The following is an 18,415-nucleotide window of genomic DNA, read 5'->3' as shown; positions in this document are numbered from 1 at the left end:
AACTGAAAATAACCTAAAATAAAAAAGGAGAACAGTTAGCTGTTCTCCTTCTTCTTTGGGACAAAAAGATTATACGCCTAATTGAACACCACTTACTTTACCTTCTTTTGAACGGATTTTAGTAGTACCACCACCATTCAATGTAATATCTACTGGGGTATTGGTCTTCCAAGCACCTTTTGTAAAGTCAGGAATATCTACAGTTCTAGAATCACGTTTAACCGAATCAAAACTTAACGGTACGATACAGCTCCATGAAGCAGCATCATAAACATCCTGATCCAATGGTAAACCATTACGTAAACAGTCAATTAATCTCCAATCCATCATGAAATCCATTCCACCGTGACCACCTACTTGTTTTGCTTGCTCACCAATGAATTTCACCAATTCAGGTGTGTATTTTGTATACAGTTCTTTCAATTTATCCTTAGAGATAAATTCATGTCCAAAAGCAATATTCTCATCAGGGTACTTCTGCGCAAAACCTTTAGTACCACTTAACGTATGTAATCTAGAGTAAGGTCTTGGGGAAGTAACATCATGTTGCAACATAATTGTTTTACCCAATTCAGTACGAATCAGGGTTGTATTCATATTACCTCTGAAGCTTTTACCCACAAATTCTTGATAGAAAGAATCTGTTGCTGCCAATTCTTTCGCCTTAGCACCCATTTGAAAATCATTAGTAGACATGGCAACTAAATGATTCATCTTGTCACCACGGTTAATGTTCATACATTGCGCAACAGGACCTAAACCATGCGTAGGATATAAGTTACCGTTCAGCTTAATATTCTCACGTAATCTCCACATGTTATCGTAACCATTTTTCGCAAAATTCAAGTCCAATAAATCGTGGATATATGCACCTTCACCATGTAGGATTTCACCAAATAAGCCCTGACGTGCCATATTCAATGTTAACATTTCAAAGAAGTCATAGCAACAGTTTTCCAACATCATGCAATGCTTTTTTGTCTCTTCCGAAACTTTAACAACTTCCCAACAATCTTTTACTGTTAATGCAATAGGCACTTCACAAGCAGCATGCGCACCAGCTTTCATTGCACCAATACTCATTTGAGCATGATAATCCCAAGGCGAGCAAATATATACTAAATCTAATTTTTCATTCTTTAGCATGTCTTTCCATCCGTCTTCACCGGAATAAGACTTTGCATCTTTCAATGATTTTTTGCGTAATATACCTTGAGCACGTTCAACACGGTCAGCATGCTTATCGCATAAAGCCACAATTTCAACACCTTCAATGTATGATAAACGGTCTACAGCACCTGGACCACGCATCCCTAACCCAATAACAGCAATACGTACTTTATCAATTTTTGGAGCTACAAAACCCGACATATTGAATTTTGTCGCTGCAAACGCATTGGTATTTAAAGTTGGTAATGTCATCGCAACAGATGATAAAATACCCGCTTTCTTCAAGAAATCTCTTCTATTAGCATTCATATTTGATAGATATAATTTACATACAAAATTAAAGGGGCTATAGAAAGCCCCTCTAAAATCACCTATTTTAAAACAAACTAAACAGTCTTTGAAATGATTATCAAACCTAGTGATACCAGTCGTTCAATAATTAGTTATAGAATTGGTCTACGACCTTTTCTATAACAAGAATACACTAGAAAATCGATAATTAAAAATAAAATATCAAAGCAAACGATTGCTTAAAATAAACAACCGTTTGCAGAGCAGCCATAACCACGACAACAAGCTCAAATTCTAGTAACCAATAAGTTACACCAAGTCATCACCTACCCTAATATTTGAAAATAAGCTTAAAATGACAACCCCTCCTACAAAAAAATATTTCGTACCCGGTCGTTCCCAATATCAATATAAAGTAAACGATTGCCTGCATGTCGACTAGAGAAAACGTTAGGTATGCTTATGCAGATAACAGCGAATATCCCGTATACCAACTTTTCAGAAAATTTAAGGGGCAAGCTTTGTGAAGACTCTGTTTAAATCCCAAAACGTTATCTAACAAAGTAAAAAGGACTATAGTACATTGCTGACCCCTTTATATATAAAGTTGTATCCTTTACAAACAACATATGGTTGCTTAACAAAATGGGAGTGCCGCCACCCGCTATTCTACGCTTTAAATGTCAACATGGTCATCTTTAGAGGCCACAATAGCTCCATAACAGAATGGATCATAGCCATAACAGCTATTGCGAGCTTCAAGGGTAAAATCAGTGATCCTTACGGACCCGATATGCTCCAAAAGCAGGAGGGATATAACCATAACTGTTATTATGGGCTTCTAATGTTAAGATAGGATCTAGGACCTACTTGGTGGGCAAAGCTGCAGGGCACTTTACAGGCAGAGAAGTGTCGATAGCCCGTGTCAAGGGAGAGAAATCGACCTTAGTAATATATAAAAGACAGAGATATCGGATAATGTGTCCAAGAGAACGTGACCCTGGGATGGTCACCGATAACTGCCAGGAAATGGTACCAACTAATTTCCAGTCCATTGCAGTGTTTTGAGGCAAGGCCATCGGTTGCTGGGTGATGTCCGGTCCGGCGGTGCTGTCCCCCAGAAAATACGGAACACAAAAAAGCCCTTGCTGTCATGCAAGGGCTTCTGTATAAAAAAAGGCACCGACCTACTCTCCCACCTGTTACGGCAATACCATCGGCTCTGGCGGGCTTGACTTCTCTGTTCGGAATGGGAAGAGGTAGACACCGCCGATATAGGCACCTAAAATAAGGTTATCAGAATATAGCAACACTATCCTTTATGGATAAAAGTGACCATCTGATCTATAGACAATTGAAAGAAAAACTAAAAGAGGAAGACAACAGTGTCTGCGTTGCTTGAGAAAGCTTCGGGTGATTAGTATTGCTCAGCTATGGTATCTCTACCTTTACACCTGCAACCTATCGACGTAGTAGTCTTCTACGGCCCTATAAGGAAGTCTCATCTCGTGGCTAGTTTCGCACTTAGATGCTTTCAGCGCTTATCTATTCCCGACGTAGCTACCCAGCCGTACACCTGGCGGCATAACTGGTTTACCAGCGGTCAGTCCATCCCGGTCCTCTCGTACTAAGGACAGATCCACTCAAACTTCCAACGCCCACAACAGATAGGGACCGAACTGTCTCGCGACGTTCTGAACCCAGCTCGCGTGCCACTTTAATGGGCGAACAGCCCAACCCTTGGGACCTTCTCCAGCCCCAGGATGTGACGAGCCGACATCGAGGTGCCAAACCTCCCCGTCGATATGAGCTCTTGGGGGAGATCAGCCTGTTATCCCCAGCGTACCTTTTATCCTTTGAGCGATGGCCCTTCCATACAGAACCACCGGATCACTATGTCCGTCTTTCGACCCTGTTCGACTTGTTGGTCTCACAGTCAAGCAAGCTTATGCCATTGCACTCCTCGTACGGTTACCAAGCGTACTGAGCTTACCTTTGAAAGCCTCCGTTACCTTTTTGGAGGCGACCACCCCAGTCAAACTACCCACCAAACAATGTCCTCGATATAACCGAGTTAGAAACCGGATACAGAAAGGGCGGTATTTCAAGGTTGATTCCATGACTCCTAGCGAAGCCACTTCAACATCTCCCGCCTATCCTACACATCCTGTACCCAATTCCAATGTTAAGCTATAGTGAAGGTGCATGGGGTCTTTCCGTCCCGTTGCGGGTAATCGGCGTCTTCACCGATACCACAATTTCACCGAGCTCATGGCTGAGACAGCGCCCAGATCGTTACACCATTCGTGCAGGTCGGAACTTACCCGACAAGGAATTTCGCTACCTTAGGACCGTTATAGTTACGGCCGCCGTTTACTGGGGCTTCGATTCAATGCTTCTCTTACGATGACATCCCCTCTTAACCTTCCAGCACCGGGCAGGTGTCAGGCCTTATACTTCATCTTTCGATTTTGCAAAGCCATATGTTTTTGTTAAACAGTCGCCTGGGCCTTTTCACTGCGGCTTCTCCATTGCTGGAGGAAGCGCCCCTTCTCCCGAAGTTACAGGGCCATTTTGCCGAGTTCCTTAGCCATGATTCACTCGAGCACCTTAGGATTCTCTCCTCGACTACCTGTGTCGGTTTACGGTACGGGTTTTTATAACCTGAAGCTTAGCGGGTTTTCTTGGAAGTCTGTTTACCTGCTCTATCAACGCCGCCGAAGCTTTGCTGTACTATTGGGTTTCAGCAGGGTCGGCGGATTTGCCTACCGTCCCTATACCTACGCCTTTCAACGAACTATTCCGTCAGTTCGCGGCAGTGTCACTACTCCGTCACCACATCGCAGTTATAAAAAGTACTGGAATATTGACCAGTTGTCCATCGGCTTACTCCCTTCGGATGCGCCTTAGGCCCCGACTAACCCTGATCCGATTAGCGTTGATCAGGAAACCTTAGTCTTTCGGTGGGCGGGTTTCTCACCCGCCTTATCGTTACTTATGCCTACATTTGCTTTTCTATGCACTCCACGACCCATTACCAGATCGCTTCACCGTAAATAGAATGCTCCCCTACCAGATGCAACGTATGTTGCAAATCCATAGCTTCGGTAATACACTTGATGCCCGTTTATTATCCACGCCCGGCCGCTCGACTAGTGAGCTGTTACGCACTCTTTAAATGAATGGCTGCTTCCAAGCCAACATCCTAGCTGTCTAGGCAACCGGACCTCGTTAGTTCAACTTAGCGTATATTTAGGGACCTTAGCTGATGGTCTGGGTTCTTTCCCTCTCGGCCTTGGACCTTAGCACCCAAAGCCTCACTGCCGGCCATATCTTATAGCATTCGGAGTTCGTCTGGATTTGGTAGGATTTGACTCCCCCGCACCCAATCGGTAGCTCTACCTCTATAAGACTCTATGCCGACGCTGTTCCTAAAAACATTTCGGGGAGTACGAGCTATTTCCCAGTTTGATTAGCCTTTCACCCCTACCCTCAGGTCATCCGAAAACTTTTCAACGTTTATCGGTTCGGTCCTCCATTACATGTTACTGCAACTTCAACCTGCCCAAGGGTAGATCACAAGGTTTCGCGTCTACCTCATCTGACTATGCGCCCTATTAAGACTCGCTTTCGCTTCGGCTGCGTGGCTGAACCACTTAACCTTGCCAGACAAGAGTAACTCGTAGGCTCATTATGCAAAAGGCACGCCGTCACTGCACCTGGCAGCTCCGACCGCTTGTAAGCACACGGTTTCAGGTTCTTTTCACTCCTCTGTTCGAGGTTCTTTTCACCTTTCCCTCACGGTACTAGTTCACTATCGGTCTCTCAGGAGTATTTAGCCTTATCAGATGGTGCTGACAGATTCCCACAGGGCGTCTCCGACCCCGCGGTACTCAGGGTACTGCTAGGCTAGCATTCTATACGTGTACCGGGCTATCACCGTTTATAGCTGGGCTTCCCATCCCATTCCACTTCTGTTTGCTAATGCCACATCGCAGCCCTACAACCCCACTGATGCCGTAACATCAATGGTTTGGGCTCTTTCCCGTTCGCTCGCCACTACTTGGGAAATCATTATTATTTTCTTCTCCTACGCCTACTTAGATGTTTCAGTTCAGCGCGTTCGCGTATTATACAACATACCTTCAGTATGCTAGGTTGCCCCATTCGGAAATCTTCGGATCGAACTCACATTTGCTGATCCCCGAAGCTTATCGCAGCTTATCACGTCCTTCATCGCCTCTGAGAGCCTAGGCATCCCCCGTGTGCCCTTATTTACTTTCTTCACCTCATAGCCCTTTTGCTACTATGGGTTGCTTTTTGATATATATAACCATGATGCTACGCATTAATCCGTTCGGCCTTGACCGAGGGTCTTCATAATACATCGAGCACATCACAGTATTGTCTCTACTGTTGTCTTCTCTTGTAATTTTTTTCTTTCAATATGTCAAAGAACTCTTTGTCCCCCTTATAATGAACACAATATCTTGGTGTTCGGGCAGACCTGTGGAGAATATCGGAGTCGAACCGATGACCCCCTGCGTGCAAGGCAGGTGCTCTAGCCAGCTGAGCTAATTCCCCGTATCGTTTTATGGTAGTCCCGAGCAGATTTGAACTGCTGACCCCTACATTATCAGTGTAGTGCTCTAACCAACTGAGCTACGGGACTAGCTTATCATTCTCTCTCTGGACCATCCTACAGGGATGGGCACATTTCTTCAAATGTTTCTTTTTGTTTCTATAATATAAATCATGTGTATACGTAACGAGCTTCAATCTTGAATGCTCTAGAAAGGAGGTATTCCAGCCGCACCTTCCGGTACGGCTACCTTGTTACGACTTAGCCCCAATTATCGGTTTTACCCTAACACGCTCCTTGCGGTTACATGCTTTAGGTACCCCCAACTTTCATGGCTTGACGGGCGGTGTGTACAAGGCCCGGGAACGTATTCACCGCGTCATTGCTGATACGCGATTACTAGCGAATCCAACTTCATGAGGTCGAGTTGCAGACCTCAATCCGAACTGTGAATGGCTTTTAGAGATTAGCATCATATTGCTATGTAGCTGCCCGCTGTACCATCCATTGTAGCACGTGTGTAGCCCCGGACGTAAGGGCCATGATGACTTGACGTCGTCCCCACCTTCCTCACTGTTTGCACAGGCAGTCTGTTTAGAGTCCCCGACATAACTCGCTGGCAACTAAACATAGGGGTTGCGCTCGTTGCGGGACTTAACCCAACACCTCACGGCACGAGCTGACGACAGCCATGCAGCACCTAGTTTCGTGTCCCGAAGGACTGATCCGTCTCTGGATCATTCACTAACTTTCAAGCCCGGGTAAGGTTCCTCGCGTATCATCGAATTAAACCACATGCTCCTCCGCTTGTGCGGGCCCCCGTCAATTCCTTTGAGTTTCAATCTTGCGACCGTACTCCCCAGGTGGATAACTTAACGCTTTCGCTTGGACGCTTACTGTGTATCGCAAACATCGAGTTATCATCGTTTAGGGCGTGGACTACCAGGGTATCTAATCCTGTTTGATCCCCACGCTTTCGTGCATCAGCGTCAATGCTAACTTAGTGAGCTGCCTTCGCAATCGGAGTTCTAAGACATATCTATGCATTTCACCGCTACTTGTCTTATTCCGCCCACTTCAAATAGATTCAAGTCCTACAGTATCAAAGGCACTGCGACAGTTAAGCTGCCGTCTTTCACCACTGACTTATAGGACCGCCTACGCACCCTTTAAACCCAATAAATCCGGATAACGCTTGGATCCTCCGTATTACCGCGGCTGCTGGCACGGAGTTAGCCGATCCTTATTCTTCAGGTACATTCAGCTACTTACACGTAAGTAGGTTTATTCCCTGACAAAAGCAGTTTACAACCCATAGGGCAGTCATCCTGCACGCGGCATGGCTGGTTCAGAGTTGCCTCCATTGACCAATATTCCTTACTGCTGCCTCCCGTAGGAGTCTGGTCCGTGTCTCAGTACCAGTGTGGGGGATTCTCCTCTCAGAGCCCCTAGACATCGTAGCCTTGGTGAGCCGTTACCTCTCCAACTAGCTAATGTCACGCGAGCCCATCCATATCCTATGAATATTTGATCATCGAGTGATGCCACTCGATGATGTTATGCGGTGTTAATCTCTCTTTCGAGAGGCTATCCCCCAGATATGGGTAGGTTGCTCACGCGTTACGCACCCGTGCGCCACTCTCATCGGTTCGTAGCAAGCTACTCCCCGAATCCCGTCCGACTTGCATGTATTAGGCCTGCCGCTAGCGTTCATCCTGAGCCAGGATCAAACTCTCCATTGTAAAATGAAGTGTAAGATCAAGACTATTTATAATAAATAGAATTGTCTTGTATTTTATTTCTAATTCTAAAATTGAACAGGTTGATTTTTTTTAACTTTCGTCGTTTCTCAACACTACTCGTTACGTTACATGATTATATTTTTAAAGAACTTTTTTCGCTTCCGCATCTCGCTTCGGCTATATGATGTCGGCATTGCGCCGTTATCGATCTTGTTTTGGTTCCCTTCGTTTCCGTTGGGACTGCAAAGGTAGAGATCTTTTTGGTATATCCAAAATAAATGTGAAAATTTATTTTTGGAGTCCTTTTCGATTTCTGCGTCTAAATAACATAGACCCTCTTTTTTTCAGTGTCAGCCCTTTCGAACCGACCGTTCCTCCCTTGCGGAGTGGTGCAAAGATAGACCATTTTTATAATCACTTCCAAACGTTTTCTTGCTTATTTATTGAGGAAGAGGTTAACTTGCTGTATCATTGGATGATTTATTTCTGAAAGAGCCGAACTGAGGGCTGGATATCGCCCAAAAAGCAGGTGCTATGGCCGATCGCTCCTTTATCATGGCCGATCGCATGCTTCTTATTACAGCGCTATAGATAAGTATGGATACGCAATAATAGACCAGCATGGCCAATCGTTCCTTTATATATAGTATAAGGGCTTATTCTCTCTATATAAAAAATAAGTGTGAAAGGCTTCAATCGACTGGAATAGCAGATCACTCCTTATATATAGCATAAAGTAAACGCATATTGTACCGCTATAGATAAGTAGGGATGATTATCAATCGACAGGAATAGCAGATCACTCCTTATATATAGTATAAGCACTTATTGTCTCTCTGTAGAAATAAGTGTGAACGACTATACTAGACCGGAATAACCATTCACTTTTTATAATAGCATCCCTTACCTACTGATTCCATCGCTATAGATAAGTATGGACTGACTATAATCAGACCAGAAGAGCAGCTAGCTTCTTTATAGATAGTATATAGTAAATACATATTGTACCGCTATAGATAAGCATGGACACAACAGCAGATATTCAATATGCAGATCCTACTTGGATTATAACCTAAGTAATATGAACTAGGTACCAACTTCGGTATTAAAATAGGTGTAGACCAGAGATAGCTTGGTATTAGTAGGGGGTTAATAGGGATATACCCCTATTAACCCCCTACTAACCCCCTATAATCCCCCTCTTAATACACTATTAAATCTGAAGTTGGTACTAATTTGATATCAACTTATTATCAAGCTTTCTCCTGAACCGATAAAGGTGGTTAGCTGCAAAGCAATTCCATAATTTGAATGGAACAGCACTTTGCAAAAAAGTATTCAAAAGCCAAATTCAAGCGAGTTTCAAAACATGCATAGCATAAATCTTCAACTCAAAGAACAACAGAGAACAAGAGTCAGCGTTTAGCTGGTAATTAAATAAGAGATAAATAGGAATTAAGGACACTTAATAGACATTACACTAATCTTTCAATAATACAGGGGTAATATAAAGACCATCATTTATTCATATATCCTTATTCATAAGGAAACATCCAGCCCCTTACTTTGAAAAAATGATTCACGATGATAAAAGTTGCTTTTTTTGCGGAGATAATGATTCCTGACTTTGATGGAGCTGCTCGAACAATTTTTCAACTTGTCGACCGCATCGATAAGGGAAGATTTGAATTTTTGTTTATATATGGAACAGGACCTGAAAAAATACAAGATTTCGAATCCTTAAAAATACCATCGCTGAGTATTCCAATCCAGCAGAACTATAGTATGGCTATCCCCGCCTTAGCTGACCAACGTCTCAAAAAGAAACTTCATGATTTCAATCCTGATATCATTCATATTGCTACTCCCTCCCTTCTGGGGTTCTATGCACAGAAATATGCCTTAAAAAATCAAATACCTGTCATCAGTATATACCATACACATTTTGTAAGCTACATTGATTACTACCTTAAGCATTTTTCTTTCTTAGTCGGACCCACAAAAAAGAAAATCATTCAAACACAGAATAAATTCTACAATAACTGTGACAAAGTATATGTCCCTACAACGAGTATTGTATCTGAACTCATCAAAATGGGCGTCAACCCCAGTTTGATGCAGATTTGGAAACGAGGAATTGACAATACGTTATTTTCACCAAAGAAAAAAGATTCATCTTGGTTAAAAGAAATAACGGGCAACGACCACCCAACACTATTATTCGCGAGTCGATTAGTGTGGGAAAAGAATTTGAAAACATTGATTGACATCTATACCTTATTGAAACAACAGAACATTCCTTTTAATTTTATAGTAGCAGGAGATGGTTTCTGCTCTAGATATCTGCCGCCAAAAAATGCCTGAGGCACTATTTTTAGGAAAGCTGAACCACGATGATCTTTCAAAATTATATGCTTCTTCTACCCTATTTATATTTCCTTCTCATTCGGAAACTTATGGCAACGTCGTAATCGAAGCCTTAGCTTCAGCACTACCCTGCGTTATTGCTGATGGTGGTGGTTCAGCAGATTTAATCATTGAAGGTGTCACTGGTTTTAAATGTAAACCCAAAGATGCTAATGCCTTCGTCAACCGCATTACACAATTATTTCGGGATGAAAAATTAAGGACTGAACTCGGACATGCAGGTTTAGAGTTCAGTAAATCAATGGACTGGACTTCTTTGGCGGATACTTATTTTGAAGAACTTGAACAAATGAGCACAGCTGTAACGGATTCAATTGTTAAAATTCAAGCTGGTTAATGCTGAAACGAATTTTCAAAATTACGATTAGCCTTATCATTCTTCTTTCTTTAGCTGTCTTCATCAGTCATATTGATCTAAAAGCAGTATTTAAAGAAGTCGCTAATATGGGCTGGAAGCTCCTCTGGATTATTGTGATCACCGGACTGGCATATCTCCTTGGAACAGCGGGGTGGCAAAATTGCTTCATCGAAAAACCAAAACAAACATCCTTATGGCAACTATTCTGCATCAGACATATTGGAGAAACTGTAGGACTATTCAACCCCACAAGTATTATAGGTGGTGATTATATTAAAACTGTACTGCTAAAACCAACAGGTACTTCTGAGCAAGAAATTGTAAATTCTGTACTGATATCACGGTTTTTGGCTATTATCACACAATTTTCATTATTCGGCCTTAGCGGATTGTGGTTTCTATTGGGTTCTTTTACTAAAAATATACCCGAACAAATGCTACCGATGTTATGGATATTAGTCATGTTGCTCTTTTCGCTTCCGCTTATTACCTTTTGCATCCTCAAAAGATCTAAAAAATTTGAGGTAAGCTCTACGCTATCTTGGAGCTTCTTTCGAAAGCTAAGTATACGTTTTCAAACTATCCTCAATGCTGTATTAGCATTTCATCAAGGACATCCATATCAATGCTACCGTGCATATTTCTATTTTTTTCTACATTGGATGGTGGGTGCTTTGGAACTTTTTCTCATTCTATACTTTTCAGGCATCACCATCCCGATCATACTGAGCCAATTTATGGATATGAGCATTGTCATTATCAAAAGTTTCGGTGCTTTTATTCCGGCTCAAATCGGAATTGAAGAATTCGGGAATAAGCTATTATTGACTAGTGCTGGTATTTATACCGTTCAAATTTGGCTAACCATCGCTTTAATCAGACGTTCCAGACAAGTTTTCTGGATAACCTTTGGCTTCTTAGCCTATATTGGACTTAAAAAAAGACCGTCCCTATTATCCTATGGAAATTCTCTTCGTCAGCCATAAATACCCCCCAGCTATTGGCGGCATGGAAAAACAGAGCTTTGAACTCATCAATCACATCGCCACGTATACGACCGTGCATAAAATCGTTTATCAAGGAAATGAATCCATTATCAAATTCTTTTCCTTATTGAATAAACGGATTCTATCCCTACTCATGAAACATCCTAACATCAAGCTTATCCATTTCAATGATGGTTTAGTTGCTGCTTTTTCTTTACGTCATAGGGGTTATGAACAGCTAAAAAAGGTGGTTACAGTACATGGTCTTGACATTGTATTTCCCTTCGCTTACTTTCAAAATAAAATCATTCCTCAATTCAATAAATTTGATAAAATCATAGCCATTAGCCGAGCGACAAGACAGGCTGCAATCGACAGAGGTATCGACCCTGCAAGAATTGAGGTCATTCCAAATGGTGTTGACCATAAACTAGTCGTAGAAACGGCAATTCCGATAGCGGCTCTGCTAAGCAAATACAATATTACTACTCAAGAGGATAAACTCATCCTTGCACTTGGGAGACCCGTAAAGCGAAAGGGTATTTCTTGGTTTATCAGTAACGTGTTGCCACAACTACCATCGGACTATAAACTTATTCTAATAGGACCCTTTGCTGCAACCGCAACATGGAAGGAAAAATTACTGGATGCAATTCCCAATCCTTTACAACATCTTCTATTTCTGTTCTTAGGGTATCCATCTGATCAAAAAGTAATACGTCGTTATTTAAAAAACCCTGAATTTAAAGACCGATTGCAGCATATAGGGAAAATTCCTTTGGCTGATTTACAATCATTGCTTCGCCATGCCGGACTTTTCATCATGCCCAATATCAAAGTTGAGGGGGATATGGAGGGTTTCGGATTAGTATGTCTAGAAGCAAGTATTTGTGGCGCGACCGTATTTGCTTCAGATATTGAAGGTATCAGCGATGCTATTATTCACCAGAAGAACGGCATCTTAGTTACAGCGGGCCAGGAACAGCACTGGATTTCGGAAATTAGAAAAGCTCTTGAGCATCCTTCGCTTTTAAAAAGTAAAAGCAAAGAGTTCCAAGCTTACTCTTTGAAGCATTATAGCTGGGATAAAATGGCAAAGGGTTATTTTAATTTGTTTCAGCATTTGATGTACCCTCCTAGCGTAAAGTAGCCATGGCCAATAGCTTCAATTAATGATAAACAATAATACATCTCTCTTCATGGGCGGATTTGGCTCTTAAAAGATTGAGGTAAGACCCAAAGTATTATGCTGTAAGCTAAATATCATCATCAATACCTCTAAAAATAAACTCCTTTGTCGCTATCAGCTCTAGGTCATCATCGTCAATTCTGAAAGCACCTTTAACTAAAAAGCACTCAGACCTGTAATATCATGACCGGTTATCAATAGATGGATATCATGGGTACCTTCGTACGTAATGACTGATTCGAGGTTCATCATATGGCGCATCATTGGAAAGTCACCAACAATTCCCATTGCTCCCAATATCTGCCGTGATTCTCTAGCGATTTCCAATGCCATATGCACGTTATTACGCTTTGCCATTGAAATTTGTTCGGGAGTAGCTTTTCCTTCATTTTTTAAAACGCCTAATCGCCAGGATAATAATTGGGCTTTTGTTATTTCTGTGAGGAACTCGGCGAGTTTTTTTTGCTGCAATTGATAGGATGCTATGGGTTTCCCAAACTGCTCTCTTTCCAACGCATATTTAACCGCGGTTTGGTAGCAATCAATAGCTGCTCCGATGACCCCCCAAGAAATACCATAACGGGCCGAATTTAAACAAGAAAATGGACCTCGGAGCGAATTTACTTCAGGTAATATATTTTCCAAAGGAATTTCTACATTTTGAAAAATCAATTCTCCAGTCTTAGAAGCACGAAGAGACCATTTATCCAGGGTTTCAGGAGTAGAAAATCCTGCCATCCCGCGTTCTACGATGCATCCACGTATTTTATTGTGTTCATCGCGGGCCCATACGATAGCGATATCGCATATCGGGGCATTGGTAATCCACATTTTAGCGCCATTTAAGAGGTATTTACCGTCTTTTTGGAATAAACGGGTTTCCATTGCTGCTGGATCTGAGCCATGGTTTGGTTCTGTCAATCCGAAACTACCGACATATTCTCCTGTTGCCAGTTTTGGAAGATATTTCTGTTTTTGTTCTTCACTACCAAATGTAAAGATGGGATACATGACTAAAGACGATTGTACTGACGCTGCGGACCTGATCGCTGAATCTCCTGCTTCCAATTCTTGCATAATTAGGCCATAGGCGATATGGTCTAAGCCTGCTCCGCCGTACTCTACTGGAATATATGGTCCTAAAGCACCAATAGCACCCAGCTTTAACATCAAATTGGGAATGTCTTCATGATGCTGCGCGGCATGGTTTATGACTGGTTTTATTTCCGTAGTGACAAAATCACGAATCGATTGACGGATGAGCTTATTTTCATCGGACAATAGCGCATCTATATTGAAATAATCACATGTTAAGTTCATAGATATCATAATTTAATATCTAAATATAGCCAATATTTCGAATATAATTCACTATATTTAAAATATAAACGAATAATATAAACCAGTATGATAACACAAGAATTAAAAGAATTGGGCATTCTAGCAACCAATCTAGGTTCTTCTACCGGACAGAATTGGTTTGCAACTGGCGATGACATCACTTCCGAATCGCCTGTTGATGGCAAAACTATTGCTACAGTGACATGCTCTTCCCTTAACGATTATGAACAAATTTGTATACAGGCTCAAAAAGCATATGCGATATGGCGTCTGATACCTGCTCCTCAAAGAGGTGAAGTCATTCGGTTATTTGGTGAAAAATTAAGGACGTTAAAGCCTACTCTCGGGAAGCTTGTTTCTTATGAAATGGGGAAATCGCTTCAAGAAGGGATGGGCGAGGTGCAAGAAATGATTGACATCTGTGATTTTGCAGTCGGTCTATCCCGCCAACTTTATGGTTCGACCATTCATTCGGAACGTCCCTCCCATCGCATGTATGACCAATATCACCCTCTAGGTCTAGTTGGCGTTATTTCTGCATTCAACTTCCCAGTAGCTGTTTGGGCATGGAATACGGCAATAGCATTGATTTGTGGCGATGTAGTTATCTGGAAACCGAGTGAAAAAACACCTTTATGTGCGATTGCTTGCCAAAGGATTCTCGCAGACGTTTTAAAGCAAAAGGAATTACCGGATGGGATTTCCAATTTAATAATAGGTGATAAATCTGCGGGTGAATGGCTGGTAAACGATAGCAATATTTCTTTAATATCGGCGACAGGCTCGACAAAGATGGGTAAAACAGTTGCGCAACATGTCGCTGCTAGACTTGGAAAGACTATTTTAGAACTTGGTGGAAATAATGCGATTATCATTACGCCAGATGCCGATCTGAAGATGACGACTATAGGGGCAGTATTTGGAGCTGTGGGTACAGCGGGTCAGCGTTGTACTTCGACTCGTAGACTTATTATCCATGAAAGTATCTATACACAAGTGAAGGCATCATTGATAAAAGCCTACGCTCAGCTCAAAATTGGAGACCCTTTACTTCCCGAAAATCATGTCGGCCCGCTCATTGATAAAAAGGCAGTAGCGCATTATTTAGATGCCTTATCTGAAATTAAAAAACAAGGTGGTAAACTTATTGTTCCTGGCGGCGTCTTAAGTGGAAAAGATTTTGAAAGCGGTTGCTATGTTCAGCCTGCTATAGCTGAGGTCGAAAACCATTACACTATCGTCCAACAGGAAACTTTTGCTCCAATTCTTTATTTAATAAAATACAAAGGTGATGTTTTGGATGCGATTGCTATTCAAAATGATGTAAAACAAGGACTATCGTCTGCTATTATGACCAATAATCTTCGCGAAGCAGAATTGTTCCTCAGTGCACAGGGTTTCTGACTGTGGTATTGCCAATGTCAACATCGGTACATCTGGTGCAGAAATTGGTGGTGCTTTCGGGGGTGAAAAAGAAACTGGTGGTGGACGTGAATCAGGTTCAGACGCTTGGAAAGCATACATGCGCAGACAAACCAACACCATTAACTATAGCACGGAGCTCCCTTTGGCACAAGGAATTACGTTTAACCTCTAATAATGACCTTTAATTGATTATGATATGAGTACAGTTCACGAAATATTATCCAAACATTTACTAGCTGATGGTTTTCCGATTGTCATGGATATGGAGAAATCTCATGGTTCCTATTTAGTTGACCAAAATGGTGACGCCTACCTCGACCTTTTTAGCATGTTTGCTTCAGTGGCTATTGGTTACAACCATCCCTACATCTTACAACATCAAGAATTCCTGGGTAAAATGGCCCTAAATAAACCTGCTTTATCGGATATCTACCCTAAAGAGTTTGCCGATTTTATGGAAGTCTTCGAACGGGTTGCCTTACCAAAGGAGCTGCAGTATTGCTTTTTTATCGCAGGGGGAACTTTGGCCGTTGAAAACACCTTGAAAGCAGCCTTTGACTGGAAGACAAGATTAAATTTAGCTAATGGAATTGAGAAAGAAGCTTCACAGGTCATTCACTTCAAAGAGGCCTTTCATGGCAGATCTGGCTATACCCTTTCGCTAACCAATACCAAGGATCCAAGAAAGTATATGTACTTTCCGAAGTTTAACTGGCCAAGAATTACGAACCCGAAATTGACTTTCCCTATCACGGAAGCAGTTTTAAGTACCGTTATTGAGAAAGAAAAAACGGCCATTCGAGAAATCAGAAATGCACTTGCCAATCATCCGAATGATATCGCCTGTATCATTATTGAACCCATTCAAGCTGAGGGTGGCGACAATCATTTCAGAAAAGAATTTCTACAGGCTTTACGCGACATCTGTGATGAACACGATATCTTATTGATCTTTGATGAGGTACAAACTGGAATTGGTTTAACGGGATCGATGTGGGCCTACCAAATGGTTGGTGTTGTTCCTGATTTAATTGCATTCGGGAAGAAAACGCAAGTTTGTGGTCTGCTGGCTAACAGGGATAAATTTGATCGCGTAGAAAAACATGTTTTTAAAGAATCTTCACGTATCAATTCGACTTTTGGTGGTGATTTTACCGATATGATGCGTTTCAAACTTATTTTAGAGGTCATTGAAAATGAAAAATTAATTGAGCAGATAGACCATAAGGGTTCATATTTTATTCAAAAGCTTATGGATTTAGCGAATCAGCATCCGCATATCAACAACATTAGAGGAAAAGGGCTGTTTATCGCTTTCGATTTTCCGACCGAACAGGAAAGGGATCAATTTATTAAAGATGCATTTGCACAAAAGCTTATCTTACTTGGATGTGGAGAGCGAAGCATACGTTTTAGACCGCATCTGAATATTCGGGTGGAAGAGATCGATAAAGCATGTGCCATTATGGAACGCATCTTATAAGATATTGAAAAACTCCTCTCCCATCTTAAAGATGTGTAGTTTTGAATGAAACTCTTTACATTTGTGTTTATTATCAATATGAAATATGGATGCAAGTAAATTAGCGTTAGTGCAATTGGTGACTATGATTCACTTTGCACTAATGGGGATCGCCTTATTCCGGTTATTTAGGCTAAAAGATGTAACAGGAGGTTTTGTTGTGCTATCTATACTGGGTATGTGTGTTCCTATTCTTGGCCCCTTTGGTCTAATCTTGGTGGTTAATAAGAAAAAGAAGGAAGTGGATAAGGAAGCCACTCAAAAAAGAATTCCATCTACGCCTAAAAAGAAAAAAGCCCGTAAATAATTATTTAGGGGCTTTCTTTTCTTTATCCTAGTGGTAATTCAATTGCTTCACGTGAAACGAAGTCTCCGTTTTCATCGACTATAAAACTCATTGGACTATCTGGATTCTTGATGATCTCGAACAAGATGAATCCCCATGGTTTCCAAAAGTTTTCCAATACCTGACCATATACTTTGACTTGCCAATGGTCAAAAATTGGTTTCATGGACATGTCTGCTAGAGGCATGGGTTCAACATAGATCATTTTTGGTGTATTCAAATACGTGTATTCCGGAAGACGGTTAAACAGGTATACCGAGTAAAAATAACGTGCTGCTATTTCCTCAAATTGAATCGGATGTAATGTTTTACCTGCTACCATTTTTAAAACATCTTCATGGTAGATATTATTGGTCGCATTATCTTGCAGGCAGGCAACAATTCCAAAATCACTCATTCGTAAGGAAAAAATCAACGTATTGATTTCATCACGGTAATTAAACGTTTCTGGTGGATTGTCTACTTTACTCATGAAGATAGAAAAAGGATATGTTCCTTCAAATTCCATCGGCTGCAATAAGGACTGCAACATGGCATGCATGTTTTTGAATTTTTGGGCAAGTACTTGCGAAAAATTCATCTCCTCACCGGTTAGCGCCTGTTGACGTATTCCTGTTTGAATTTCGTTGAAAACTACACCATACAATATTTTTGACATCCACTGAAATAGTGTTATTTGCGGTAACTCGCGTACAGCATCGTAACCTGATGCAAATGCACGTTCTACTTCAGATTCCATTTTTTCAATGGCCAATGCCGCATCTGCAGAACAGGGAAGCTTCAAACTTTTATAGGTAACGAGTGATTCGTCCAACATCTTAAAGGGTTTTTCCTCAAGATCAAAAGCACGCATCATCCAGACTGGAAAAACCTGAATTTGCTCGTCTACAGATGAAAGCTCCTTTCCTGTCAAAAAACAGGTTTTATTCTCAAACTTAAATGTTTTAAATGGATTGTATAGTGATGTTGACATAGTATTCTAATAAAGCGCAAAACTAAACTATTAAAATGAGGCGTTCGCCTATTCCTGATTTTA

The 18,415-nt window shown here is 41.4% G+C and carries 9 protein-coding genes, 2 tRNA genes, 3 rRNA genes and 1 pseudogene; 7 read left to right on the top strand and 8 right to left on the bottom strand.

All coding sequences use genetic code 11. From position 1 onward, the window contains the following. Positions 1–69: 69 nt before the first annotated feature. The 6 genes from ACFX5U_RS01380 to ACFX5U_RS01355 form a co-directional block, all read right to left on the bottom strand. Positions 70–1,479, bottom strand: coding sequence for a Gfo/Idh/MocA family protein (locus ACFX5U_RS01380; protein WP_400262314.1), 1,410 nt, complete (start codon positions 1,477–1,479; stop codon positions 70–72). 1,156 nt (positions 1,480–2,635) lie between these two features. Beyond that, positions 2,636–2,747 (bottom strand): 5S ribosomal RNA (rrf, locus tag ACFX5U_RS01375). 112 nt (positions 2,748–2,859) lie between these two features. Further along, positions 2,860–5,746, bottom strand: a 23S ribosomal RNA gene (locus tag ACFX5U_RS01370). 225 nt (positions 5,747–5,971) lie between these two features. Beyond that, positions 5,972–6,045, bottom strand: a tRNA-Ala gene (locus tag ACFX5U_RS01365). A gap of 11 nt (positions 6,046–6,056) precedes the next feature. Continuing rightward, a tRNA-Ile gene (locus tag ACFX5U_RS01360) sits at positions 6,057–6,133 on the bottom strand. A 122-nt stretch (positions 6,134–6,255) separates the two neighbouring features. Further along, positions 6,256–7,785, bottom strand: a 16S ribosomal RNA gene (locus ACFX5U_RS01355). The 16S, 23S and 5S rRNA genes sit together here with 2 tRNA genes alongside, the layout of an rRNA operon. Before the next feature lie 1,584 nt (positions 7,786–9,369). Here ACFX5U_RS01355 and ACFX5U_RS01350 point away from each other — a divergent pair. The 4 genes from ACFX5U_RS01350 to ACFX5U_RS01335 are packed head-to-tail and all read left to right on the top strand — an operon-like array spanning position 9,370 to position 12,706. After that, positions 9,370–10,149 carry a glycosyltransferase gene (locus ACFX5U_RS01350; protein WP_400262313.1) on the top strand — a complete coding sequence of 260 codons (780 nt, stop codon included), beginning with the start codon at positions 9,370–9,372 and terminating at the stop codon, positions 10,147–10,149. Then, on the top strand, positions 10,142–10,549 hold the full coding sequence (locus tag ACFX5U_RS01345; protein ID WP_400262312.1) for a glycosyltransferase: 408 nt from the start codon (positions 10,142–10,144) through the stop codon (positions 10,547–10,549). The genes ACFX5U_RS01350 and ACFX5U_RS01345 overlap by 8 nt, the downstream gene beginning before the upstream one ends. After that, positions 10,549–11,556 (top strand): lysylphosphatidylglycerol synthase transmembrane domain-containing protein, encoded by a 1,008-nt coding sequence (locus ACFX5U_RS01340; RefSeq protein WP_400262311.1) that lies wholly within the window; start codon positions 10,549–10,551, stop codon positions 11,554–11,556. The genes ACFX5U_RS01345 and ACFX5U_RS01340 overlap by 1 nt, the downstream gene beginning before the upstream one ends. After that, complete coding sequence (locus ACFX5U_RS01335) at positions 11,531–12,706, top strand: glycosyltransferase family 4 protein (protein WP_400262310.1); 1,176 nt, start codon at positions 11,531–11,533, stop codon at positions 12,704–12,706. Before ACFX5U_RS01340 ends, ACFX5U_RS01335 begins: the two co-directional genes overlap by 26 nt. A 195-nt stretch (positions 12,707–12,901) precedes the next feature. Here the strand turns inward: ACFX5U_RS01335 and ACFX5U_RS01330 are convergent, their stop codons facing one another. After that, positions 12,902–14,065, bottom strand: a complete 1,164-nt coding sequence (locus tag ACFX5U_RS01330; RefSeq protein WP_400262309.1) for an acyl-CoA dehydrogenase family protein — start codon at positions 14,063–14,065, stop codon at positions 12,902–12,904. 87 nt (positions 14,066–14,152) lie between these two features. Here ACFX5U_RS01330 and ACFX5U_RS01325 point away from each other — a divergent pair. The 3 genes and pseudogenes from ACFX5U_RS01325 (at position 14,153) to ACFX5U_RS01315 (ending at position 17,340) form a co-directional block, all read left to right on the top strand. Then, a pseudogene (locus tag ACFX5U_RS01325) lies at positions 14,153–15,683 on the top strand (aldehyde dehydrogenase family protein). Between the two features lie 24 nt (positions 15,684–15,707). Beyond that, positions 15,708–16,994 carry an L-lysine 6-transaminase gene (lat, locus tag ACFX5U_RS01320; protein WP_400262308.1) on the top strand — a complete coding sequence of 429 codons (1,287 nt, stop codon included), beginning with the start codon at positions 15,708–15,710 and terminating at the stop codon, positions 16,992–16,994. Positions 16,995–17,079: 85 nt separating this feature from the next. Next, positions 17,080–17,340, top strand: coding sequence for a hypothetical protein (locus ACFX5U_RS01315; RefSeq protein WP_400262307.1), 261 nt, complete (start codon positions 17,080–17,082; stop codon positions 17,338–17,340). A gap of 22 nt (positions 17,341–17,362) precedes the next feature. On the opposite strand, the gene ACFX5U_RS01310 is transcribed toward ACFX5U_RS01315, so the two are convergent. Then, on the bottom strand, positions 17,363–18,352 hold the full coding sequence (locus ACFX5U_RS01310) for a hypothetical protein (RefSeq protein WP_400262306.1): 990 nt from the start codon (positions 18,350–18,352) through the stop codon (positions 17,363–17,365). Between the last annotated feature and the right edge of the window lie 63 nt (positions 18,353–18,415).

Source organism: Sphingobacterium sp. SG20118 (assembly GCF_044740685.1).
Taxonomy (GTDB): Bacteria; Bacteroidota; Bacteroidia; order Sphingobacteriales; family Sphingobacteriaceae; genus Sphingobacterium.
The sequence above is the reverse complement of the archived record's forward strand: the minus strand, read 5'-3'. Positions and strand labels throughout refer to the sequence as shown.